The following is a 22,147-nucleotide window of genomic DNA, read 5'->3' as shown; positions in this document are numbered from 1 at the left end:
TTGTCGAACTCCACCCGGGTCGAGGAATTCGTCATAATCAGCGGGTGACTCCCCCCGACTCCCCGACGTGGGCCCAGATCCTCAGCCGTCTCACCACTGGTCAGGCGCTTGCCTCGGGTCAGGCCGGTTGGGCGATGGATCAGATCATGACCGGATTGGCGACCCCCGCCCAGATCGCGGCCTTCGGCGTGTCGATGAAGATGAAGAGCCCGACGTCCGGGGAGGTCACCGAACTGGCCGACACCATGCTCAAGCATGCCCGGCGGGTACCGACCGAGGTGATCGGCACCGAGACCGTCGACGTCGTCGGCACCGGCGGGGACGGGTCCAACACGGTGAACCTGTCGACGATGGCCGCGATCGTGGTGGCCGCCGCCGGAGTGCCGGTGGTCAAGCACGGCAACCGGGCGGCCTCGTCGCTGTCCGGCGGCGCCGACACGCTCGAGGCGCTCGGGGTGCGCATCGACCTGGGCCCCGACGACGTCGCCCGCTGTGTGGCCGAGGTCGGAATCGGCTTCGCGTTCGCGCCGCAGTTTCATCCCTCGTACCGACACGCCGGTGTGGTGCGCCGCGAGATCGGTGTGCCGACGGTGTTCAACCTGCTCGGGCCGCTGACGAATCCGGCCTCCCCGCGGGCGGGCCTGATCGGCTGCGCGTGGGGGGATCTGGCCGAGGTGATGGCCGGGGTGTTCGCGACCAGGCGCTCCAGTGTGCTGGTGGTGCACGGCGACGACGGCCTCGACGAGTTGACCACCACGACCACCAGCACCATCTGGCGGGTGCAGGCGGGCACGGTGGAGCGGTTGACGTTCGATCCGGCCGCCTTCGGCTTCAAACGCGCCGAACTGTCCGAGTTGGTGGGCGGCGACGCCGAATCCAACGCCGCCGAGGTGCGGTCGGTGCTGGCCGGCGCGAAGGGCGCGGTTCGCGACGCGGTGGTGCTCAACGCCGCGGGCGCGATGGTGGCCCACGCCGGCCTAGCCAGCGACGCCAAATGGGTGCCGGCCTGGGAGTCGGGGCTGGCCAGGGCCACCGAGGCGATCGACTCCGGGGCGGCCGAGAAGTTGCTCGCGCGTTGGGTGAGGTTCGGACAGCAGATCTGAGTCGCTCTCGGCGAGTTGCTCGGCGGCCAGTCGCGCCGACCGTGCCGAGGCCGCCCACGCCGCCCACCGGCCGGCGGCCGCGATCGGTGAGCACCAGCCGGGTTCGGCGCGCACGATGCGGACGCCCGGCCGGCCGAGCCAGTGCGCGATCAGGGCCGTCTCCTCGACGAGCGCACCGCCCAGCGGCGCCGTCGTCGGCAGCACCGCCTGCGCCCCGGCCGATATCGCGTCGATGACCGGCATGGGCGGCACCCCCCGCGGGGCGTTACCGGCGGCGGCCAACTGTCCGTGCCGGATCACCGCCAGGTGCCAACCGCCGCTGCCGTCGGGGCGGGCCGCCACCATCTCGTTCACCTGAGCCAGCGCACGCAGTCGCTGACCACGCCAGAGCACGTCGATGGCCGTGGCGGCGTGATCGCGGAGCCGGGCGGCGGTCTCGTAGCGGCTGCGGCGGGCCAGGTCCTCGATGTGGGCCAGCAGGTCGGTCAGCGCGGCGCCGTCGCGGCCCTCGATGAGCTCGCGGGCGCGCAGCGCGGCCGCGGCGTAGTCGGCGGCGCCCACATCGCGCGGCGCCGGGCACGGGGACAGCTCGCGTTCGGGACATCGCGGGCCGTGCCGCGCGCTGCGACCCAGGTGGGCGGTGCAGGTGCGCAGCTTGGTGAACCGGGCCAACAGCTCAGCGGTCTCGACGGCCTGAGACCGGGTCCGGAACGGACCCACCGCGGTGTCGGACCGCGGCGTGCGCACCGTGGAGAACCGGGGAAACGCCTCGTCGGTCAACGTGATCCACCACCACCGGTGCGGAAACTTCGAGCGCCGGTTGTAGGGCGGCGCGTGGGCGGCCAGCAGGCGCAACTCGCGCACCCCGGCCTCGAGGTCGTGCGCGCACTCGACGTGGTCGACCGCGGTGGCCAGCGAGGCCATCTCCTTGATCCGGGTGCGGGAGTCGGCGCCGTTGAAGTACTGGCCGACCCGGCGGCGCAAGTCCACCGCGGTCCCGACGTAGAGCACTTCGGCGGCGGGGCCGCGGAACAGGTACACGCCGGGCCGGCGGGGCAGGGCCTGGGCCAGGTGACGGTTGCGCCGTTGCGCCGGCGTGACGTCGGGCAGATACGAGCGCAACTCGGTGTAGGTGTGCACCCCCTGGTTGCCGATGCGTTCGATCAGCCCGTGCAATACGTCGACGGTGGCTCGGGCATCATCGAGGGCGCGGTGGGTGGGTTTGGTGTTCGCGCCGAACAATCGGGCCAACGCGGCCAGTCGCACGCTGGGCGCCTCGTCGCGGGTGAGCACCCGGCGGGCGAGCCGAACCGTGCACAGCACCGGCGGGCGGGGCCAGACGATCTGCAGCCGCTCGGCGGCCGCGCGCAAGAAGCCCATGTCGAAGCCGGCGTTGTGGGCGACCAGCACCGCACCGCGGGAGAACTCCAGGAATGCGGGCAGCACCGAGTCGATGGTGGGCGCGTCGCACACCATCGCGGTGGTGATGCCGGTCAGCGCCACGATTTGCGGCGGAATGCTCCGGCCCGGATCCACCAGCGTGGCCAGCTCGCCGAGGACCTCACCGCCGCGCACCTTCACAGCGCCGATCTCGGTGATCGCGTCGTACCCGTCGCCGGTGGCACGCCCACCGGTGGTTTCCAGGTCCACCACCACGAAGGTGGTCTCCCGCAACGTGATGTCGGCCAGCGGATCGACATCGGCGAAGCTGAGCTGGCCCATGCGCTGAAGGTAGGCAACACCTCCGACAGGCCGTGGCTGCCACACCGATGCCCGCCGCGGCTCGTGACCGCGAAATTGCATTCCATTGCATTCCAGCAGGCCGTCACTCGCACTTTGCCTGCGCAGATGCAATCTCGCGGCTGACTTGTCGGGGGGTGCCGTTACCGTGCGGTTGACACCCGAGTAAAGGACGGTCAGATGGCACAGGAGAGGCCCGACGGGCCGGTGAAGATCGACTGCGACGACTGCGCGGTCCGGGGTCCCGGCTGCCAGGACTGCGTCGTGAGCGTGCTGCTCGGCGTACCCGATACGTTGCTGGATGATGAACGGCAGGCGCTGGAGGTGCTCGCGGAGGTGGGTTTGGCGCCCCGCCTGCGCCTGGTGCCGATCCATCGTCAAGGTGGCTCAGGGGTGGCGTGATCACGCCCCGAGGCGGGGAATTCTGAGACGCCTGTTAAATTTGCGTTCTCTGTTGGACAAGGCCGATGCCGTTTCGTAACCTGTCTGAGACCTAAGAGCAGATCGACGCGGCTTCCGTCACGGCAGTTGAAGGACGCAACTTGAGGCTCGACCGCATGCACCGGATCACCCGTGTCATTAAGCGACCCGTCGTGGGTGTGCTGGCCGGTTTGGTCATCCTCGGTGGTTCGGTCGCCAGTGTGCAGGCAGATCCGGCCGACGATGCGCTGGCTAAGCTCACCGAACTGTCGCGCCAGGCCGAACAGACCACCGAAGCGATGCATTCGGCCCAGCTGGACCTCGACAACAAGCTGGCAGCACAGCAGGCGGCGGAAGCCAAGCACGCCGCCGACATCGCGGCCGGGGAAGCCGCCAGGGGGCAGCTGGCAACGTTCCAGACCGCGGTCGACCGAGTTGCTGCCGCCCAGTACATGGGCGGGCGCCCCGACGGCATGGACGCGATGCTGACCGCGACGTCACCGCAGGGCCTGATCGACCGGTTGTCGATCCAGCGGGTGATGGCCACCGAGATGTCGGCGCAGATGAAGAGCTTCCGCGACGCCGAGGTCAAGGCCGCGCTCGCTGAAGACGCATCAGCCAAGTCCGCGGCCGCGGCCAAGACCGCCGCCGAGCAGGCCGCGGCGGTGCGCGCCGACCTGCAGGCCAAACAAAGCCAACTGCAGGTGCAGATCGCGATCGTCAAGTCGCAGTTCGAGGCGCTGACGCCGGCCCAGCGCGAGGTGCTGGCCGCGATCCCGCCGGTGCCCCCGGTGCCCGCGCTCAACGGTTTGCCACCAGCGGGCGATCCCGGCATTCTGGCCGCCCCGCCCGGGGCGATCCCGCCCGGCGACCTGGCCCCACCCGCGGGCGACAAGACCACCGTGATCCAGGCGGCGCTGAGCCGCATCGGCTCGCCGTACTCGTGGGGCGGCTCCGGACCCAACGCCTTCGACTGCTCCGGGCTGGTGATGTGGGCGTTCCAGCAGGCCGGTATCTCGCTGCCACACTCCAGTCAGGCGCTGGCCAGGGGCGGTCAACCGGTCTCGATGGACCAGATGCAGCCCGGCGACGTGGTCAACTACTACTCCGATGCGTCGCACTCGGCGATCTACATCGGCGACGGAATGATGGTGCACGCTTCCACCTACGGCACGCCGGTGCGAGTCGCCCCGGTGGACAATGCGCCGATCTACAACGTCCGCCGGTACTGACGCGCACGCGAGCAGAAGGCGCATAGGTGTTCTGCTCGTCGCCCAGTTGATCTGCGCACTTCTGCTCGTCGGCACGGCCGAATCCGCGCCTGCCGCACCACAACCCGCGACGGCCGCCTCGTCGGTGACGCCGATCGCCCCCTCGACGTCACAGACCCTGCCCGACGGGCGCACGGTGCGCCTGGTCGGCCTCGACGCGGGCACCGCGCCACTGCTTGCCCGCATCGCCGATCACCTCGACGACGCCGCGGACGCGGTCACCGCGTTCTGGGGGCCGCAGTGGCCGCGGAAGATCATCGTGGTCGCCGCGGGCAGCGATGCGCAGTTCGACGTCGTCGCAGGCGGTGACTCGCAGACCGCGGCCACCACGAAGGTGGACCGAATCACGTTCGCTCCCGGCGCCGCCGCGATGAGCGACGACGCGTTGCGGATCGTGGTGCGCCACGAGTTGTTTCACGTCGCGGCGCGGCACGAGACGGCCGCAGATGCCCCGCGGTGGCTTACCGAGGGGGTCGCGGACTTCGTCGCCCGCCCGGGTAGCGCCGCGACGTCCCCCGACGCGGTGCACGCCGGGGGACTGCCCACTGACGCCGACCTGGCCGGCCCCGACCGTTCCTCGGCCTACGACCGGGCGTGGTTGTTCACCCGGTTCGTGGCTGATCGCTACGGCGTCGAGGCGCTGCGTGAGCTGTATGTGCGGGCGTGCGCGCCGGGCCATCCCGACGTGGCGACGGCCGTGGCAGACACCCTGGGTGACGACTTCGCCGCCGTGCTGACCCGGTGGGACGACTGGATGCGGAACCGCTGACCGATGAGCCGGGTTCTGTTGGTCACCAACGACTTTCCGCCCAGACGTGGCGGAATTCAGTCCTACCTGCACGAGTTGGTGGGGCATCTGGTGGTGTCGGGGGCGCACACGCTGACGGTGTATGCGCCCAAGTGGAAGGGCTCCGACGACTTCGACGAGCAGGCCGGGATCGAAGGATATGAGGTGGTGCGCCATCCGGGCAGCCTGATGCTGCCCGAACCGTCGGTGGCCCGCCGGATGCGGCGGCTCATCGAGCGACACCAGATCGACACCGTCTGGTTCGGGGCGGCCGCGCCGCTGGCTCTGCTGACCCCGCTGGCGCGCAGCGCGGGCGCCAATCGCGTCGTGGCGAGCACACACGGTCACGAAGTGGGCTGGTCGATGCTGCCGCTGGCTCGAAGTGCGTTGCACCGCATAGGTTCTCAGACTGACGTGGTGACCTACATCAGCGGCTACACCAGGCGCCGGTTCGCCTCGGCGTTCGGGTCACACGCCGCGCTCGAGCACCTTCCCCCCGGCGTGGACATCGACCGGTTCGCCCCGGACGACGTCGCCCGCGCCGAACTGCGCGCCCGGTACGGGCTGGGCAACCGCCCCGCGGTGGTGTGCGTGTCTCGACTGGTGCCCCGCAAGGGTCAGGACATGCTGATCCGGGCCCTGCCCGCGATCCGGCAGCGGGTGCCCGACGCCGCGCTGGTCATCGTCGGGGGCGGCCCGTACCGGACGGCCCTGCACCGGTTGGCGCACAGTTTCGGCGTGACCGAACACGTCGTGTTCACCGACGGGGTGCCCGGTGAGGAATTACCCGCCCACCACGCGATGGCCGACGTGTTCGCGATGCCCTGCCGCACCCGCGGCGCGGGCCTGGACGTCGAGGGGTTGGGCATCGTCTATCTGGAGGCCTCGGCGTCGGGCGTGCCGGTGGTGGCGGGACGCTCGGGCGGGGCCCCGGAGACCGTGCGCGACGGCCAGACCGGTGTGGTGGTCGACGGCTGGGACGTCGGCGCGATCGCGGCCGCGATCAGCGATCTGCTGGCCGACCGCGACCGCGCGGCGAAAATGGGCGCCGCGGGCCGGCAGTGGGTCGTCGACAACTGGCAGTGGAGCGCTCAGGCGGCGCGCCTGGCCGAACTGCTCTAGTTCTTCTCGTAGAGGGCTTCGATGTCGGCGGCGAACTTCTGCGCCACGACTTTGCGCTTGACCTTCAGCGTCGGGGTGAGCTCACCGGTGTCCTCGGTGAAGTCGACCGGCAGGATGGTGAACTTGCGGATCGCCTCGGCCTTGGACACCGCCTCGTTGGCCTCCTTGACCGCCAGGTCGATCTCGGCCACCAGGTCGGGGGCGGTGGCCAGATCGCCCACCGAGGCGTTGGGATCCTTGCCGGTGCGCTCCTTCCATACCTCGAAGGCCTCGGGGTCGATGGTGATCAGCGCGGCGATGAACGGCTTCTCGTCGCCGACCGCCATCGCCTGGCTGATCAGCGGGTGGGCGCGCAGTTGATCCTCGAGGATCGCGGGCGCGACGTTCTTGCCGCCTGCGGTGACGATGATCTCCTTCTTGCGGCCGATGATCGTCAGGAAGCCGTCGGCGTCGATGGCGCCCAGATCGCCGGTGTGGAACCAGCCGTCGGAGAACACCGCCGCGGTCTCTTCTTCGTTGTTCCAGTAGCCGTTGAACACCACGCCGCCCTTGACCAGCAGCTCGTCATCGTCGTTGATGCGTAAACTGTTGCCCGGCAGCGGTTTTCCGACTGACCCGATCCGCAGGTCGTCGACCCGGTTCACGGTGATCGCGGCGCTGGTCTCGGTGAGCCCGTAGCCCTCGTAGATGGTCAGTCCGACGCCGCGGTAGAAGTGGCCGAGTCGGGCGCCCAGCGGCGCGCCGCCCGATATCGAGGCGTGGCACTCACCGCCGAGCGCGGCACGCAGCTTGCCGTACACCAGCCGGTCGAACAGCGCGTGCTTGGCCTTCAGCAGCAGGCCGGGCCCGCCGTGGTCGAGGGCCTTGCTGTAGTCGATCGCGGTGTTGGCGGCGATCTCGAAGATCCGGCCCTTGCCGTCGCTGTGGGCGTTCTGGTGGGCGGTGTTGTAGACCTTCTCGAACACCCGCGGCACCGAAACCACCAACGTCGGCTTGAACACGGCGAACATCGGCACCAGGTTCTTGATGTCGCTGGTGAACCCGAGCGTGACCTTGTTGGCGAACGCCGCCAGCGTGATCGCGCGGGCCAGCACGTGTGCGAGCGGCAGGAACACCAGCATCTTCTCGTTCTTGCCGAGCAGGTTGGGGAAACAGTCCTTGGCGCCGCGGATCTCGTAGATCAGGTTGGAATGCGTCAGCTGGCAGCCCTTCGGCTTGCCGGTGGTGCCCGAGGTGTAGATCAGCGTCGCGGGGTCGGCGGCCCTGATGGCCGCCAGCCGCTCCTCGAGTCGTCCGACGTCGACGGATCTGCCCGCCTCGGCGAGCGCGTCGAGCGCAGGGGTGTCGGCGCCCTCGATGCGCAACACCTTGCGGAGCCCGGGCAGCTCGTCACGCTGCTGTTCGATCTTCTCGGCGTGCGCGTCGGTCTCGGCGATGACGAGCACCGCCCCGGAATCCTGGAGCACGAACTTCACCTGTTCGGCGGAGTTGGTCTCATAGATCGGCACGGTGCGCGCACCGGCGGCCAGGATCGCGAGGTCCAGGATCGGCCACTCGTAGCGGGTGGCCGACAACAAGCCGACCCGGTCACCGGGCGCGACGCCTTCGGCGATCAGCCCCAAAGCCGCCGAACGGATCTGGTCTGCGGCCTGCTTGCAGGTCACATCCGTCCATTCGCCGTCGACGAGGCGCTTGAAGATCACATGGTCGGGGTCGTCGCGCTCGTGTTCGAACACGTAGCTGACGATGTTGTCGTGCTCACCGACGCTGAAAGTAGCGGGAACACTTAACTCACGCACGGTCATGGCCTCTCCGCTGGCGGCTTCGTGGGCTCCAGCCTAGTCGGCCATCTTGGGGTGGGGTTGGCGTGTATGTGAAGCTTGTGGGCCATGAACAGCATCCAGATCGCGGACGAGACGTTCGTCGCCGCCGACCCGGCCGAGGTCGGCAAGGCCGTCGCGGACCAGGCGAGTTGGCGTCGCTGGTGGCCCGATCTGCGGTTGACGCTGGTCGAGGACCGCGCCGAGCTGGGGCAGCGGTGGACGGTGACCGGGGCGCTCACCGGAACCATGGAGATCTGGCTGCAGCCGGTGCTCGACGGGGTGATCCTGCACTACTTCCTGCACGCCGAACCCTCCGGCGCGGCGGCGTGGCAACTGGCCAAGATGAACCTGGCCAAGATGACCCATCGGCGCCGGGTGGCGGGCAAGAAGATGGCGTTCGAGGTGAAGTGGCGGCTCGAGGCCGAGCGCCCGGTTGGGGTGTCCCCGCTGGCTTGAGAGTGGGGCAACGGCGCGGGGCGCGGTAGATTTCTGCCATTGGCAGATTCGACGGGGAAGTAGGCAGTGGCGGACAAGACGGCGCAGACCATCTACATCGAGGCCGACCCTTCGACGGTGATGGACGTCATCGCGGACATCGGTTCCTACCCCGAGTGGGTTGCCGAGTACAAGGAGGCCGAGGTACTCGAGGTCGACGAAAACGGCAATCCCAAGACCGCACGGCTGGTGTTGGACGCCGCGGTGCTCAAGGACACCATGGTGCTGTCCTACGACTGGCCCACCGACCGCAGGTCGGTGACATGGTCGTTGGTGTCGAGTTCGCTGCTGAAGTCGCTGGACGGCGAATATCGGCTCACGCCCAAGGGATCCGGGACAGATGTCACCTACGAGTTGGCGGTGGACCTGATGATCCCGATGATCGGTCTGCTCAAACGCAAGGCGGAACGGCGTCTCACCGACACCGCGTTGAAGGATCTCAAGAAACGAGTCGAGGCTGAGTGATTTGGGTGATCGCCCGCCTCCGACGGCTCGGATCAGCCTGTTCGTCGGGAAGGGCGGCGTAGGCAAGTCGACGTTGGCGACCGCCACTGCCGTGCGCGACGTGCGGTCGGGGATGCGGGTGCTGCTGGTATCGACCGACCAGGCGCATTCGATCGGCGACGTGCTCGGCACGTCGGTGACACCCACCGGACGCCGCGAACCCACCCGTGTGCTCGCCGACGACGCCGACGCGGGCGGTGGTTTCCTCGACGCGCTGGCGCTGGACACCTTGGCGCTGCTGGAACAGCGCTGGCGCGAGATCGCGGGCGTGCTGTCAGATCGCTTCCCCGATTCTGACCTGGGAAGTGTTGCACCCGAGGAGCTTTCGGCACTGCCGGGGATTCAGGAGGTGCTCGGTCTGCACGAGGTCGGCGACCTGGCCGATTCGGGGGAGTGGGACCACGTGGTGGTGGACTGCGCGTCGACGGCCGACGCGCTGCGGATGTTGACCCTGCCCGCGACGTTCGGGCTCTACCTGGAACGGGCATGGCCGCGACACCGCAGGCTCGCCGCGGCGGGAGACGACGCCCGCGCGGGGGCCGTCGTCGGCCTGTTCGAGCGCATCGGCGCGGGCACCGACCGGCTCAGCGCGCTGCTCACCGACGGTTCGAAGGTCAGCGCCCACCTGGTGATGACGGCCGAACGCGTGGTCGCGGCCGAGGCCGTGCGCACGCTCGGGTCGCTGGCGCTGATGGGTGTGCGGGTCGACGAGTTGATCGTGAACCAGATTCTGGTGCAAGACGATTCATATGAGTACCGCAACCTGCCCGACCATCCGGCGTTCGACTGGTACGCCGAGCGCATCTCGGAGCAGCGCAGCGTGCTCGAGGAGTTGGACGCCGCGATCGGCGACGTGCAACTCGTCCTGGTGCCGCACCTGGCCGGCGAACCGATCGGCGCCAAGGCGCTGGGCGAGCTGCTCGACAGCGCGCGCCGGCGCGACGGTTCACCGCCGCCGGGGCCGCTGCGGCCGGTGGTGGACCGCGAATCCGGATCCGGGCTCGAGGCGGTCTACCGGATGCGACTAGAGTTGCCCCAGGTCGACTCCGCCGCCCTGACGCTGGGCCGGGTCGACGACGACTTGATCATCGGCGCAGGCGGTCTGCGGCGCCGTGTTCGGCTGGCGTCCGTCCTGCGGCGATGCATCGTGATGGACGCGCAGTTGCGAGGCAGTGAACTGACCGTGCGGTTCCGACCGAATCCGGAGGTGTGGCCCCAGTGAGTGGCGAGCACGCCGACCTCGGCCCGGAACTGCGGCAACTCGCCCAGACCATCCTGGACAAGCTCGACCCCGCGGTGCGGCTGGCGGCCGCCAGGGCAGCAAGCAGCGCGGCCGGCCCCGGCAGGTGTCAACAGGTGTGGTGCCCGGTGTGCGCGCTGGCCGCGCTGGTGTCAGGGGAGCAGCACCCGCTGTTGGAGGTCGTCGCCGAGCACAGCGTTGCGTTGCTGGCGGTGATCAGGGCGGTTCTGGACGACACCGCGGGTCCGGACGGGGACGGGCCGCCCGAACCGCCGCAGGACCGGCCGCCACCGCCGGGTGGCTATCAGCACATCCCGGTGACGGTCGAGGAGTAACGCCTTGTGCTGTGGTCGCATCCACAGCACCTGGGTAAAGTTGTCGAAGAACACCGGCCGGTGTTCGGTATCCGGGAGGGCCCATGTGGTACTGGCTGTTCAAATACGTGTTCATGGGCCCACTGCTGTCCGTGTTGGGGCGGCCGAAAGTGCAAGGGCTGGAATATGTTCCGCCGTCGGGTGCGGCCATCCTGGCCAGCAACCACCTGGCGGTCGCCGACAGCTTCTATCTGCCCCTGGTGGTGCGCAGGCGGATCACCTTTCTGGCCAAGGCCGAGTACTTCACCGGCACCGGGATCAAGGGTTGGCTCACGCGCTGGTTCTACACCGTGGCGGGGCAGGTGCCGATCGACCGCACCGATGCCGACAGCGCCCAGAGCGCGCTGAACACCGCCGCCCGCATCCTGGGTGAGGGCAAGCTGCTGGGCATGTATCCGGAGGGCACCCGCTCGCCCGACGGGCGGCTGTACAAGGGCAAGACGGGTCTGGCGCGCTTGGCGTTGCAGACCGGTGTCCCGGTGATCCCGGTCGCGATGGTGGGCACCGATGTCGTCAACCCCCCGGGCAGCAAGATGTGGCGTTTCGGCCGGGTCCAGGTCAAGTTCGGCAAGCCGATGGACTTCAGCCGGTTCGAGGGCATGGCCGGCAACCGGTTCATCGAACGCGCGGTGATCGACGAGGTGATGTACGAACTGATGCGACTCTCCGGGCAGGAGTACGTCGACCTCTACGCGGCCGACATCAAGGAGGGCAGGGCGCCCGAGGAGGTACCGCCGGCGGCCCGCGTCCCGGAGGTGGCCGCCGGCTGAGCCGGCGAATGAGCAGGGGCCGGCTAGTTGACGGCGGGGACGCGCGCGGCGTCGAGGTCGCAACTGCCCGCAGTCGCACGCACCGTCAGCGTGCCCGCCACGACGATCACCGCGATGGCCCACCAGACGTAGGAACCGCCCGCCAACTGGCGCCACAGCGGGGCCGCGGTCTCGCGGTGCTCGGGCATCAGCGGAATCGGCGTCCAGACCATCAGCGCGACCCCGACCGCCGACATCACGCCCAGCGCGATGTGCCGCTGCCGGTAGGCGACCACCGCGGTCACCACCACCGTGGGCAGCACCCACACCCAGTGGTGTGACCAGGACACCGGCGAGACCACCAGCCCGAACATCGCCACGCAGATCAGCGCGAGCACCGATTGCCCGGCCCTGAGCAGTCGTCGCGCCGCCCACACCGTCACCGCCAGCACCGCGAAGCAGGCGAGGACCCACAGCACGAACCGCTCGCCCTCGCCCAGCCCGAGCCGGGCCAGCGCGCCGGCGATGTTCTGGTTGGTGTTCAACGTCGCGGTGCCGATGCGGTCGGTGTTGCGCACCGTCTCGGTCCAGTACTCGATCGAATCGCGCCAGGCGAACGCGAAGCCGGCCAGCGTGGCCACCACCGCCGACGCCGTCGTGACGATGAGCGCGCGGGTGTCGCGGCGCAGCAGGAAGTACAGCAGGAACACCGCGGGGGTGAGCTTGAGCGCGATGGCCAGGCCCAGCAGCATGCCGCGCGGCCAGGGCGTGCGGCGCGGCACGCAGTCGGCGATCACCAGCGCCATCAGCACCACGTTGATCTGGCCGAAGTCGAAGTTGGACCGGATCGGTTCCAGGTAGATCACCGCGGGGGCGACGATCGCGGCGGCCAGCCAGCCGCGGCGCAACCACGCGGGCTCCCCGGTGGCGGAGGTAGTCGGCCACACATCGAGCCGCGTCAGCACGATCGTCGTCGCGACGACCAGCAGGATCAGCGTGGTCAAGGTGATCGCGACGCTGGCCAGTTCCAGCGAGAGCAACGCGAACGGCGCGAACGCGACCGCCGCCAGAGGCGGATAGGTGAAGGGCAGGTCCAGGCCGCCACGCGTTTGGAACATGACGCCGTCGGCGTACAGCGGAGTGCCGTCGAGCCAGGCTCGACCGCCCATGCGGTAGACGTCGATGTCGATCCGGTACGGGGTCTGGCCCAGCAGCCGCCAGCCCGCCCAGGCCAGCAGGGCCGCGGTAAGCAACTGAAACAGCCGCCAGGCGAGCGTTGGTACCGAACCGCGCCCCCCGGGCAGCCGCCAATTACTCATATCGCCGACCAGACTATCGGGGGGTCCCGCTGACTCGGCGGGTATCCCGGGCCCGACACGCGCAGGTCGGCGTAAGTTTTCTGGGTGGCTCCAGCAGCGGCAGCGCCGATCTTCGAATTCGACCTCTCCGTTCCGCACGGGCGGTTGCCGTTGGTGTATTGCCTGATCGCGTTCATCCTCACGTTCTTCGTCACCCGCACGATCGTGCGGTACATCCGCCGCCACGCCGACAGCGACGCCCCCCGCAAGTGGTGGCAGCCGCGCAACCTGGGCACCGGTGGACTGCACATCCACCACGTGGTCATCGGTGTGATTCTGGTCATGGTCTCCGGGGTCGCTATGGTGACGATGGCTGTGGACGGGGGAGTACCCGAGTTCACGGTGGCGGCAACATTTTTCGGAATCGGCGCCGCGCTGGTACTCGACGAGTTCGCGCTCATCCTGCATTTGGACGACGTGTATTGGGCCGAGGACGGCAGGGCGTCGGTGGATGCGGTGTTCGCCGCGGTCGCGGTCGCAGGCCTGCTGGTGCTCGGGTTCAACCCGTTGTCGTTTCTCAACATCGGGATCTGGCGCGAGGATCACACGATGGCCGCGCGGGTGTCGGTGATCGCGATCGCGGTGCTGACATTGGCGCTGGCGGTGGTGGTGCTGCTCAAGGGAAAGGTGTGGACGGGGTTGGTCGGGATGTTCATCACGCCGTTGCTGGTCATCGGCGCGATCCGGCTCTCACGCCCGCACGCGCCGTGGGCGCGCTGGCGCTACACCAATCGGCCTCGCAAAATGCATCGCGCCCTGGAGCGCGAGCGGTGGCTTCGACGCCCGGTGGTGCAGGCCAAGCTGTGGCTACAGGACGCCATCACCGGGATGCCGAAGTTTCCCGACGACGCCGAGGTCGACGAGCAACTGGACCGCGAGATCCGAGCCGCCCCCGCTCCGCCGCAACGGACGGCGGCCTGAGGTGAGGTACTTCTATGACACCGAGTTCATCGATGACGGCCGGACGATCGAGCTGATCTCGATCGGCATCGCCGCCGAAGACGGACGTGAATACTACGCGGTGTCAACGGAATTCGATCCTCAACAGGCGGGCAGCTGGGTGCGGAAGCACGTGCTGCCCAAGCTGCCGTCGCCGGCGTCCGCGCTGTGGCGGTCGCGGCGGCAGATCCGGGCCGAACTCGAGGACTTCTTCGGCATCGACGGGGAGGAGCCGATCGAACTGTGGGCCTGGGTGGGCGCCTACGACCACGTCGTGCTGTGCCAGTTGTGGGGGCCGATGACCGAGCTGCCGCCCGCCATGCCCCGGTTCACCCGCGAGCTTCGGCAGTTGTGGGAGGACAGGGGGTCGCCGCGGATGCCGCCGGGCCCGCGCGATGCGCACGACGCGCTCGTCGACGCCCGGCACAACCTGCTGCGATACCAGATCATCACCGGTGGGCAGGCCGTCGCGCAGCGGTGAAGGGCGTCCCGGATGTCCCGTTACCATGAACACGTGAACTGGACCGTCGACGTACCCATCGATCAGCTGCCGTCGCTGCCGCCGCTGCCCGATGACCTGCGGCATCGGTTGGACGCCGCCCTGGCCAAGCCCGCACTGCAGCAGCCCAGCTGGGACGCCGAGACGGCCAAGAAGATGCGCACCGTGCTCGAGAGCGTCCCGCCGGTCACCGTGCCCGCCGAGGTGCAACGGCTCAAGGCCCTGCTGGGCGACGTCGCGCGGGGCGAGGCGTTTTTGCTGCAGGGCGGGGACTGCGCCGAGACGTTCGTCAACAACACCGAACCGCACATCCGCGCCAACATCCGCGCGCTGCTGCAGATGGCGGTGGTGCTCACCTACGGCGCCAGCATGCCGGTGGTCAAGGTGGCCCGCATCGCGGGTCAGTACGCCAAGCCGCGCTCGTCGGACATCGACGCACTGGGGCTGAAGTCCTACCGCGGTGACATGGTCAACGGGTTCGCCCCCGACGCCGCCACCCGCGAACACGACCCGTCGCGCCTGGTGCGCGCGTACGCCAACGCCAGCGCGGCGATGAACCTGGTGCGGGCGCTGACCGCGTCGGGGCTGGCCTCGCTGCATCTCGTGCACGACTGGAACCGCGAGTTCGTCCGGACCTCACCGGCGGGGGCGCGCTACGAGGCGCTGGCCAGCGAGATCGACCGCGGGCTGACCTTCATGACGGCCTGCGGGGTCGACGACCACAATTTGCAGACCGCCGAGATCTACGCCAGCCATGAGGCGTTGGTGCTCGATTACGAACGCGCGATGCTGCGCCTCGGCGAGGACGAGGACGGCAGGCCCGCGCTGTATGACCTGTCCGCGCACTACGTGTGGATCGGCGAGCGGACCCGCCAACTCGACGGCGCGCACGTGGCGTTCGCCGAGGTGATCGACAACCCGATCGGGGTGAAGCTGGGCCCGACGATGACCCCTGAGGTCGCCGTCGAATACGTCGAGCGCCTCGATCCGCGCAACCAACCTGGCCGGCTGACCCTGGTGACTCGGATGGGCAACAACAAGATTCGCGATCTGTTGCCGCCGATCATCGAGAAGGTGCAGGCCACCGGGCATCAGGTGATCTGGCAGTGCGACCCGATGCACGGCAACACCCACGAATCCTCCAACGGCTACAAGACCCGCCACTTCGACCGCATCGTCGACGAGGTTCAGGGGTTCTTCGAGGTGCACCGCGCTCTGGGCACCCACCCCGGCGGTATCCACGTCGAGATCACCGGCGAGAACGTCACCGAGTGTCTCGGTGGCGCGCAGGACATCTCCGACCTGGACCTGGCGGGCCGCTACGAGACGGCCTGCGATCCGCGCCTGAACACCCAGCAGTCGCTGGAGTTGGCGTTCTTGGTCGCCGAGATGCTGCGCGACTAAAGCAGGGTGCCGATGTTCGTGCCGAGGGTGTACGCCCCGGCCGCGGCCAGACCCGTCAGTGTCAGCACGGCGAGCACCCAGAACAGCAGCGCGCGCCTGGAGCGTTGGCGGGCCCAGTAGAACTCGTCGATGTCGATGCCGGCGAACTGCCTTGGCGGGTCCGGTGATTCGAGTTCAACGGGTGCCATATTGTCTCGGGTGAACTCGCGGGTCTGTTGCCGGGGCGGGCGGTTGGCGGGCGCCGGGTGCCGCGACGTCAGGGCCCCCGACGCGTGCTGCGCCGAATCGCGCGGCGCGGGCACGCGAAACGCGGGCAGCCCCAATTCCTCGACGACGGTTTCGAGCGCCTCGCCCATCTCGCGCGCGTCGGCATACCGCTGCGACGGGTCGCGCGCGGTCGCGCGCAGCACGAGGTGGTCGAACTGTGGTGGCACACCGGCGATCTTCGTGCTCGGCGCGGCGACGTCGTTGTCCATCCGCTGGTAGGCGATTGCGAGCGCGCTGTCACCGGTGAACGGGGTGTCGCCGGTGAGCAGTTCGTAGGCCAGCACACCGACGGCGTAGACGTCGCTGCGCGGATCCGCATGTCCGGTGCTGACCTGTTCGGGCGACAGGTACGCCGCGGTGCCCAAAATCACGCTGGTGGAGGTGATCTTGGCCTCGGCGACCGCGCGGACCAGCCCGAAGTCGACGAGCTTGACCTCGCCGTCGTCGGAGATCAACACGTTCTCCGGCTTGATGTCGCGATGCACCAGTCCGGCCGAATGCGCGACGGCCAGGCCACCCAGCACCGGCGCGAGCACCGCCGCGGCGGCGTGCGGCGGCATCGGTCCGCGCTCACGCAGCAGTTCGCGCAGCGTGCCACCCTCGATGAGTTCCATCACCAGGAAGGGAGGCTGACCGCCCCGGTCTCCGCCGCCCTGGTCGTAGACGGCGACCAGGCCGGGATCCTTGAGTCGGGCCACGGCGCGGGCCTCGCGCTGGAAGCGCATCAGGAACTGTTGATCGCCGGCGTACTGCGACTCCATGATCTTCAGCGCCACCGGACGGTCCAACCGAAGGTCCAGACCGCGGTACACGGCGCTCATCCCGCCGGTGGCGATCAGGCTGTCGACGCGGTAGCGACCGTCGAGCACGGTACCGGCGAGCGGATCCAATCGCCGGTGAGTGTCCATCAGAGACATGTTACGAGCCGCTCGAACCCGCCAGGAGGCCTAGACTCGATGCGGTGAGCAGCATTCCAGCCGCCGACGATGTTCTGGACCCTGGCGAGGCGGTCTACGACCTACCCACCGTCGCCGATCTGTTGGGCGTTCCGGTGACGAAGGTGCATCAACAACTGCGCGACGGGCACCTCATCGGGGTGCGCCGCGGCGGTGCGGTGGTGATACCGCAGATCTTCTTCGACGACACCGGCCACGTGGTGAAGAGCCTGCCCGGCCTGCTCGTCGTGCTGCACGACGGGGGATACGGCGAGACGGAGATCGTCCGATGGCTGTTCACCCCCGATCCGTCCCTGACGATCCGCCGCGACGGTTCGACGGACAAGCAGGCTAATGCCCGGCCGGTTGACGCGCTGCACTCGCATCAGGCCCGCGAGGTGGTGCGTCGGGCCCAGGCGATGGCGTGCTAGGCGTCCGGTAAAGCGAATACCACGCCGCCACACCGCATGCCATGGCGAGCAACACGTGCGTCCAGGAGTACATGCCGTGCGCGCCGTCGGGCCGCCAGATCACGGTGATCCAGGTGGACAACCCGGCGATCACGGCAATCGCGGGCCTGCTCTGCGCCAGCGCCGCGACCACGGCCAGCGGCCACGTGTAGTACCACGGCAGCGCGGCGGGCACGAACAGCACCACGACGCCCATCACCAACGCGATACCGACGAGGGCCTCGCGGTCGGTGTGGCGGAACCTCCACCACAACACCGGAAGTGAGATCGCGATGATCGCGATCCCGGCGATCCGGGTGACGTCGAGCACTGCGTAGAAGTTCACCGGCATGATCAGCCCGCCGACGGCGTTGACGACGTTGGCCACCGCGGTAGGCACCGTCAGCCAGTTGATGATCTTCACCGAACCGGCGAGCGCGGTCAGCCAGCCCAGCCCGACACCGGCGGCCAGCGACAACACCGCGAACACCGCGACGAAGATCAGCAGCGCCGCCGCCGTCGCCACCGCGAACGCCTTGACCGTCGGGAACCCGCGCCTGCTGCGCAGGTCGCGCATCCACACCCACACCATGAACGGAAGTGCCAGTCCGGCGGTGGCTTTCACCGCGACCGCGACGGCGATCAGGCCGACACCCCAGATGTGATGCTTGCTGAAGGTCAGGGCGAGTCCGGCCATCATCAACCCGACCATCAGCATCTCGTTGTGCACGCCGCCCATCAGATGGATGATCACCAGCGGGTTGAGCACGCAGATCCACAGCGCCGCCGCGCCGTTGGCGCCGACGTGGCGGGCCACCCGTGGGGCCGCCCAGATCAGCAGCGCCAGACCGGGCAGCATGCACAACCGCAACAGCATGGTGCCGGCCACGACGTCGTTGCCGACCCACATCGTGACGAACTTCGCGATCAGGATGAACGCGGGCCCGTACGGCGCGGTGGTGGTGGTCCAGATGGGACTGACGTTGTCCAGCAAGAGGTTCGGATTCTCGATGGGCCCGACCACGTAAGGGTCGAACCCGTCCCGCAACAGTGCGCCCTGGGCGAGGTAGGAATAGGTGTCCCTGCTGAACACGGGCACGCTCAGCAGCAGAGGCGCCAGCCAGAACGCGGTGGTCGCGACCATCGTGTACTCGGTGGCGGTGCGGTCGATGACGCGGCGGCCCAGGCGCAGCCACGCGATCAGCATCAGCGCCACGCCGGCCCACAACAACACCGAGGACAACACCAGCCCGTGCCCGAAGCGCAACCACGACAGGTGCAGCGACTCCAGCAGCGGATCGTGCAGCCGGGTGCTTCCCGCTCCGACCCCGCCGGCGGTGATCAACGCGGCGCCGAAGAAGCCCAGCCGCGCGGGCTGCGCGTCGGGGGAGGCGGCGAACGTCATGAAGCGCGAGATGCGCTCCGACATCCGGGGTTTGGACGTGGGGGTGGTCATGCTCTAGGCGGACCGGTTGGCGGCTAGACGGGCGAGTTCGGTGAGGCCGGTCTTGGCCTGTTCGTCGATGGGCGCGGTGTCGATGATGTCGAGCGCCTTGCGGGTGAGCACGTCGATGCGGTGCTCCACCGCGGCCAGCGCCCCGACCGATTCGATCACCTCGCACAGTTGTTTGGCCTGGGCGTCGGTCAGTTCGGTGCCGATGGAGGTCCGCAACCGTTCGGCGGCCGCCGGATCGCGCTCGTCGGCCAGCTCGACGGCCTCGGCCAGCAGCACGGTGCGTTTGCCCGAGCGCAGGTCGTCACCCGATGGCTTGCCGGTGACCAGCGGGTCACCGAATACGCCGAGCACGTCGTCGCGCAACTGGAACGCGACGCCGAGGTTGGTGCCGAGTTCGTGGAACGCGGCCTGCACCTCCGGCCGGTCGGCGGCCGCGGCGGCACCCAGCTGCAACGGGCGCGAAATCGTGTACGAGGCGGTCTTGTAGATGTTGACCGTCATCGCCGACGCCACCGATTCCGCGCGGCTGGCCTCCGCGGCGATGTCGAGATACTGGCCGCCGAGCACCTCGGTGCGAATGGCCGCCCAGATGTGCTGTACCCGGTGGCGCGCCGCGTCGGGCAGTTCGGCGGTGGCCACGATGTCGTCGGCCCACACCAGCGCGAGGTCGCCGAGCAGGATCGCCGCCGACATCCCGAACTGCTCGGAGGACCCGTGCCAGTCGTGGGCGCGGTGCCGGTCGGCGAACAGTCGGTGCACGGTCGGCATGCCGCGCCGGGTCGCCGACGCGTCGATGACGTCGTCGTGGATCAGCGCGCAGGCGTGCAGCAGTTCCAGTGCCGAGAACAGCCGCAGCGCATCGGGATCGACGACGTCGCCGGGGCGGTCGACCACCGCGCGCCAGCCCCAGTACGCAAAGGCCGGCCGTAGCCGCTTGCCGCCCCGCACCACGAATTCCTCCAGCGCCGCGGTGAACTCGCCGTAGTCGGCACCCATGTACGCGCAGTCGCGGCGGCGTTCTGCCAGATACGCCCGCAGTTGATCGGTGACGGCGCTGGCCAGCTCGACGGCCGACGGTGCCGCTGCGTACACGCTCAGCGGGCGCCCCTTTCTGTGTGCTCTGCTCACCCATCCGGGTGAAATCAGAGTAGAGCCTGCAACTTGGGTTTTAGCAACTCACCGGGGTCATCCGGTGGCCTACTCGCTGGGTTCGCCCACCCGCGGCGACTGGTCGCGGTTGACGTAGGCCAGCGCACCGATGATGCCCGCCACCAGAAACGACGCGACCCCGAGCCAGATCGCGGCGCCGGTGAAGGAGCGTGCGCTGGGGTCGGTGTAGCTCGCCTGCGCGTTCATGGTGCTGACCACGCCGGGTTTCAGTTTCCACTCGACGATCTCCGCGGAGATCTGGTCGCCGTTGGTCGAGGTCACCTCGCCGGGGAAGGACACCGACAGCGACACGTCGGCGTCCGGGTCGCTCAGCGACGTCAGATCGGCGCGGCCCTCGAGGATCACCAGATCGCCCGCGCGGCGCAACGAGATGTCCACCCCCGCGGCGTCGCGGTTCATGTTGGCCAGCTGCGGTAACTCGGCGAACGTGAGATCGGAGAACACCGCCTGCGAGCCGACGTAGTCGTCGCGGCTGTATTCGGAGACCGCGACCTTGTTGGCGAAGGTCAGGTTGTTGAGCAGTTGGGGGCCCTTGTCGTCGGCGTTGCGGGGCTTGGCCGCGGCGACGATCTGCCCGGACACCCGGTCGTCGGGGGACACCGTGATCGACGCCCTGATCCGCACGCAGCCCACGACCGTCGGCAGCACGATCAACGCCAGTAACACCACCGCAAGCAGCCGGTGTCGGTTGCGGGACCGGCGGGCGGGCACGTCGAACACGTCGTCATCGTGCCAGACTGGGGGCTGCAAGGGGCTCACAAGGGCAGAGCGCGGCCGAGGATGGCGAAGGCCCGCGGGTCACCGGCGAAGTGGTAGCCGCGGATGACGTCGGTGAAACCGAGCCTGCGGTAGAGCCGCCAGGCCCGGTTGGCCTCGCCGTTGATCTCCGGCGTGGACAGCAACACATGAGTTTCGCCGCGGTCGGCGAGCAGCCGGCGGGCCAGCGCCTCACCGAGCCCGCGGCCCTGCGCCCGCGGGTGGATGTGCAGTTCGGTGAGCTCGAAGTAACTGGTCATCAGCTCGGCGATGCGGTTGCGGTCCGCCCCGACCCGGTGCAGACCGGCCACCACCTGCTGCTGCCACCACTGGTCGGGCGCCCCGCAGTAGCCGTACGCGACGCCGAGCAGCGGCTGGCCCACCAGGTCGTCGGTGTCGGCGGGATCGGCGGTCTGCACGGCCGCGACCGCTTTCCAGCCGGGTCTGCGGGTGTGTTCCATCCACATCGCCGCGCGCTGGTCCTCGGTGCCGCGCGGGTAACGCATGGCGTCGACGTAGACCGCCAGCGCGTCACCGAGCCGGCGTTGCATATCGCTCGGCGACAAGTCGATGAGAAATGTCGCCAACTTCCCTTGCCCTTCGCGGTCTCGTGCGGACTCGTCACACCATTATTGGGAAACCGGAAAGCGGATGGGATCTTCGAGGTTGTGCGATCCGGCATACAATCGGGAATCCAACTAGGTGGTACGGCTCAGATTGACCTCGTATCATGACTGTTAGGTGCCCGTTACTGTGGGCATAAGCGAGTTTGAAGGACTGAGACGGCTCCGGGCGCGCCCCCGGCTTGAAAAGGGAGGGACGAATGCCACTCTCCGATCATGAGCAGCGCATGCTCGAGCAGATCGAGAGCGCGCTCTATGCCGAGGACCCCAAGTTCGCCTCGAGTGTTCGTGGCGGCACCCTGCGCGCTCCCTCTACGCGACGTCGGCTGCAGGGCGCAGCGCTTTTCGTGATCGGACTGGCGATGCTGGTCTCGGGCGTCGCGATCCCGGCCACTCAGATCGGTGGTTTCCCGATCGTGTCAGTACTCGGCTTCATGGTGATGTTCGGTGGCGTGGTCTTCGCGATCACCGGACCCCGGGTGGGGGTGCGCGAGGTCGCCAACGCCGCGCCCGGGATGCCGCGGCCGAAGCGCGCCAAGGGCACCGGTGGCTCGTTCACCAGTCGGATGGAAGACCGGTTCCGCCGCCGCTTCGACGAATAGGATCCCGACGACGTAGGGGCAGCCCGCCGGGCTGCCCCTTTTTTTCGTGCGCGTGTCGCGG

General features: G+C 68.8%; 22 protein-coding genes and 1 pseudogene. 15 read left to right on the top strand and 8 right to left on the bottom strand.

The annotated features are described in order from the left end of the window. Positions 1-26: 26 nt before the first annotated feature. The gene (gene trpD, locus ABQE89_RS04510; protein ID WP_448414821.1) at positions 27-1,103 is read left to right on the top strand and encodes an anthranilate phosphoribosyltransferase; all 1,077 of its coding nucleotides are present in this window, start codon (positions 27-29) and stop codon (positions 1,101-1,103) included. Here the strand turns inward: trpD and ABQE89_RS04505 are convergent. Further along, positions 1,041-2,825: pseudogene (locus ABQE89_RS04505) on the bottom strand (DEDD exonuclease domain-containing protein); the annotation flags it as partial. The gene trpD and the pseudogene ABQE89_RS04505 overlap by 63 nt on opposite strands. A 198-nt stretch (positions 2,826-3,023) precedes the next feature. Here ABQE89_RS04505 and ABQE89_RS04500 point away from each other — a divergent pair. The 4 genes from ABQE89_RS04500 (at position 3,024) to ABQE89_RS04485 (ending at position 6,443) form a co-directional block, all read left to right on the top strand. Beyond that, the gene (locus ABQE89_RS04500) at positions 3,024-3,245 is read left to right on the top strand and encodes a hypothetical protein (RefSeq protein WP_448414551.1); all 222 of its coding nucleotides are present in this window, start codon (positions 3,024-3,026) and stop codon (positions 3,243-3,245) included. A 140-nt stretch (positions 3,246-3,385) separates the two neighbouring features. After that, positions 3,386-4,495 carry a peptidoglycan hydrolase RipC gene (gene ripC, locus ABQE89_RS04495; RefSeq protein ID WP_448414549.1) on the top strand — a complete coding sequence of 370 codons (1,110 nt, stop codon included), beginning with the start codon at positions 3,386-3,388 and terminating at the stop codon, positions 4,493-4,495. Then, a complete protein-coding gene (locus tag ABQE89_RS04490; protein WP_448414547.1) occupies positions 4,464-5,303 on the top strand; it encodes a peptidase in 840 nt (279 codons plus the stop codon). Before ripC ends, ABQE89_RS04490 begins: the two co-directional genes overlap by 32 nt. 3 nt (positions 5,304-5,306) lie before the next feature. Next, positions 5,307-6,443: a glycosyltransferase family 4 protein gene (locus tag ABQE89_RS04485; protein WP_448414545.1), complete on the top strand. Its 1,137-nt coding sequence runs from the start codon at positions 5,307-5,309 to the stop codon at positions 6,441-6,443. On the opposite strand, the gene ABQE89_RS04480 is transcribed toward ABQE89_RS04485, so the two are convergent. After that, positions 6,440-8,248: an AMP-dependent synthetase/ligase gene (locus tag ABQE89_RS04480; RefSeq protein WP_448414543.1), complete on the bottom strand. Its 1,809-nt coding sequence runs from the start codon at positions 8,246-8,248 to the stop codon at positions 6,440-6,442. The two genes, ABQE89_RS04485 and ABQE89_RS04480, sit on opposite strands and share 4 nt — an antisense overlap. A gap of 84 nt (positions 8,249-8,332) precedes the next feature. Between ABQE89_RS04480 and ABQE89_RS04475 the strand changes: the two genes are divergently transcribed. From ABQE89_RS04475 to ABQE89_RS04455, 5 genes are all read left to right on the top strand, one after another. Further along, positions 8,333-8,722: a polyketide cyclase / dehydrase and lipid transport gene (locus tag ABQE89_RS04475; RefSeq protein WP_448414541.1), complete on the top strand. Its 390-nt coding sequence runs from the start codon at positions 8,333-8,335 to the stop codon at positions 8,720-8,722. A 66-nt stretch (positions 8,723-8,788) separates the two neighbouring features. Further along, positions 8,789-9,226: an SRPBCC family protein gene (locus tag ABQE89_RS04470; protein WP_448414539.1), complete on the top strand. Its 438-nt coding sequence runs from the start codon at positions 8,789-8,791 to the stop codon at positions 9,224-9,226. Between the two features lies 1 nt (position 9,227). Beyond that, positions 9,228-10,487, top strand: a complete 1,260-nt coding sequence (locus ABQE89_RS04465; protein WP_448414537.1) for an ArsA family ATPase — start codon at positions 9,228-9,230, stop codon at positions 10,485-10,487. Next, positions 10,484-10,840, top strand: coding sequence for a hypothetical protein (locus ABQE89_RS04460; protein ID WP_448414535.1), 357 nt, complete (start codon positions 10,484-10,486; stop codon positions 10,838-10,840). The genes ABQE89_RS04465 and ABQE89_RS04460 overlap by 4 nt, the downstream gene beginning before the upstream one ends. Before the next feature lie 83 nt (positions 10,841-10,923). Further along, positions 10,924-11,649, top strand: a complete 726-nt coding sequence (locus ABQE89_RS04455; protein ID WP_448414533.1) for a lysophospholipid acyltransferase family protein — start codon at positions 10,924-10,926, stop codon at positions 11,647-11,649. A gap of 23 nt (positions 11,650-11,672) precedes the next feature. Here ABQE89_RS04455 and ABQE89_RS04450 read toward each other — a convergent pair whose 3' ends face one another. Continuing rightward, positions 11,673-12,947 carry a glycosyltransferase 87 family protein gene (locus ABQE89_RS04450; protein ID WP_448414531.1) on the bottom strand — a complete coding sequence of 425 codons (1,275 nt, stop codon included), beginning with the start codon at positions 12,945-12,947 and terminating at the stop codon, positions 11,673-11,675. Positions 12,948-13,031: 84 nt separating this feature from the next. On the opposite strand from ABQE89_RS04450, the gene ABQE89_RS04445 reads away from it, so the two are divergent. The 3 genes from ABQE89_RS04445 to ABQE89_RS04435 are packed head-to-tail and all read left to right on the top strand — an operon-like array spanning position 13,032 to position 15,828. Further along, entirely contained in the window at positions 13,032-13,907 is an 876-nt protein-coding gene (locus ABQE89_RS04445; protein WP_448414529.1) for a hypothetical protein, read from the top strand. Between the two features lies 1 nt (position 13,908). Then, the gene (locus tag ABQE89_RS04440; protein ID WP_448414527.1) at positions 13,909-14,406 is read left to right on the top strand and encodes a polyadenylate-specific 3'-exoribonuclease AS; all 498 of its coding nucleotides are present in this window, start codon (positions 13,909-13,911) and stop codon (positions 14,404-14,406) included. A 33-nt stretch (positions 14,407-14,439) separates the two neighbouring features. Then, a complete protein-coding gene (locus ABQE89_RS04435; RefSeq protein ID WP_448414525.1) occupies positions 14,440-15,828 on the top strand; it encodes a class II 3-deoxy-7-phosphoheptulonate synthase in 1,389 nt (462 codons plus the stop codon). On the opposite strand, the gene ABQE89_RS04430 is transcribed toward ABQE89_RS04435, so the two are convergent. Then, entirely contained in the window at positions 15,825-17,012 is a 1,188-nt protein-coding gene (locus tag ABQE89_RS04430) for a protein kinase domain-containing protein (RefSeq protein ID WP_448414523.1), read from the bottom strand. The genes ABQE89_RS04435 and ABQE89_RS04430 overlap by 4 nt on opposite strands. A gap of 44 nt (positions 17,013-17,056) precedes the next feature. Between ABQE89_RS04430 and ABQE89_RS04425 the strand changes: the two genes are divergently transcribed. Beyond that, on the top strand, positions 17,057-17,461 hold the full coding sequence (locus ABQE89_RS04425) for an Rv2175c family DNA-binding protein (protein WP_448414521.1): 405 nt from the start codon (positions 17,057-17,059) through the stop codon (positions 17,459-17,461). On the opposite strand, the gene ABQE89_RS04420 is transcribed toward ABQE89_RS04425, so the two are convergent. The 4 genes from ABQE89_RS04420 to ABQE89_RS04405 all read right to left on the bottom strand — a co-directional run bounded on the left by ABQE89_RS04420 (position 17,382) and on the right by ABQE89_RS04405 (position 21,448). Beyond that, the gene (locus ABQE89_RS04420; RefSeq protein WP_448414519.1) at positions 17,382-18,935 is read right to left on the bottom strand and encodes an alpha-(1->6)-mannopyranosyltransferase A; all 1,554 of its coding nucleotides are present in this window, start codon (positions 18,933-18,935) and stop codon (positions 17,382-17,384) included. The two genes, ABQE89_RS04425 and ABQE89_RS04420, sit on opposite strands and share 80 nt — an antisense overlap. Before the next feature lie 3 nt (positions 18,936-18,938). Continuing rightward, positions 18,939-20,027, bottom strand: a complete 1,089-nt coding sequence (idsA2, locus tag ABQE89_RS04415) for a bifunctional (2E,6E)-farnesyl/geranyl diphosphate synthase (protein WP_448414517.1) — start codon at positions 20,025-20,027, stop codon at positions 18,939-18,941. A gap of 105 nt (positions 20,028-20,132) precedes the next feature. Further along, complete coding sequence (locus tag ABQE89_RS04410; RefSeq protein ID WP_448414515.1) at positions 20,133-20,825, bottom strand: LppM family (lipo)protein; 693 nt, start codon at positions 20,823-20,825, stop codon at positions 20,133-20,135. Positions 20,826-20,860: 35 nt separating this feature from the next. After that, complete coding sequence (locus ABQE89_RS04405; RefSeq protein WP_448414513.1) at positions 20,861-21,448, bottom strand: GNAT family N-acetyltransferase; 588 nt, start codon at positions 21,446-21,448, stop codon at positions 20,861-20,863. A gap of 236 nt (positions 21,449-21,684) precedes the next feature. Between ABQE89_RS04405 and ABQE89_RS04400 the strand changes: the two genes are divergently transcribed. Next, a complete protein-coding gene (locus tag ABQE89_RS04400; protein ID WP_448414511.1) occupies positions 21,685-22,086 on the top strand; it encodes an SCO2097 family morphological protein in 402 nt (133 codons plus the stop codon). Positions 22,087-22,147 lie beyond the last annotated feature (61 nt).

The organism is Mycolicibacterium sp. XJ1819 (assembly GCF_053483675.1).
Note: the sequence above shows the minus strand (reverse complement) of the source record. Positions and strands in the feature narration are given on the sequence as shown.

Coding starts and splice junctions, on each gene's coding strand:
- ABQE89_RS04430 (WP_448414523.1), bottom strand. CDS start 17,012: ATGTCTCTGATGGACACTCACCGGCGATTGGATCCGCTCGCCGGTACC.
- ABQE89_RS04500 (WP_448414551.1), top strand. CDS start 3,024: ATGGCACAGGAGAGGCCCGACGGGCCGGTGAAGATCGACTGCGACGAC.
- ABQE89_RS04485 (WP_448414545.1), top strand. CDS start 5,307: ATGAGCCGGGTTCTGTTGGTCACCAACGACTTTCCGCCCAGACGTGGC.
- ABQE89_RS04420 (WP_448414519.1), bottom strand. CDS start 18,935: ATGACCACCCCCACGTCCAAACCCCGGATGTCGGAGCGCATCTCGCGC.
- ABQE89_RS04455 (WP_448414533.1), top strand. CDS start 10,924: ATGTGGTACTGGCTGTTCAAATACGTGTTCATGGGCCCACTGCTGTCC.
- ABQE89_RS04480 (WP_448414543.1), bottom strand. CDS start 8,248: ATGACCGTGCGTGAGTTAAGTGTTCCCGCTACTTTCAGCGTCGGTGAG.
- ABQE89_RS04400 (WP_448414511.1), top strand. CDS start 21,685: ATGCCACTCTCCGATCATGAGCAGCGCATGCTCGAGCAGATCGAGAGC.
- ABQE89_RS04490 (WP_448414547.1), top strand. CDS start 4,464: ATGCGCCGATCTACAACGTCCGCCGGTACTGACGCGCACGCGAGCAGA.
- ABQE89_RS04450 (WP_448414531.1), bottom strand. CDS start 12,947: ATGAGTAATTGGCGGCTGCCCGGGGGGCGCGGTTCGGTACCAACGCTC.
- ABQE89_RS04475 (WP_448414541.1), top strand. CDS start 8,333: ATGAACAGCATCCAGATCGCGGACGAGACGTTCGTCGCCGCCGACCCG.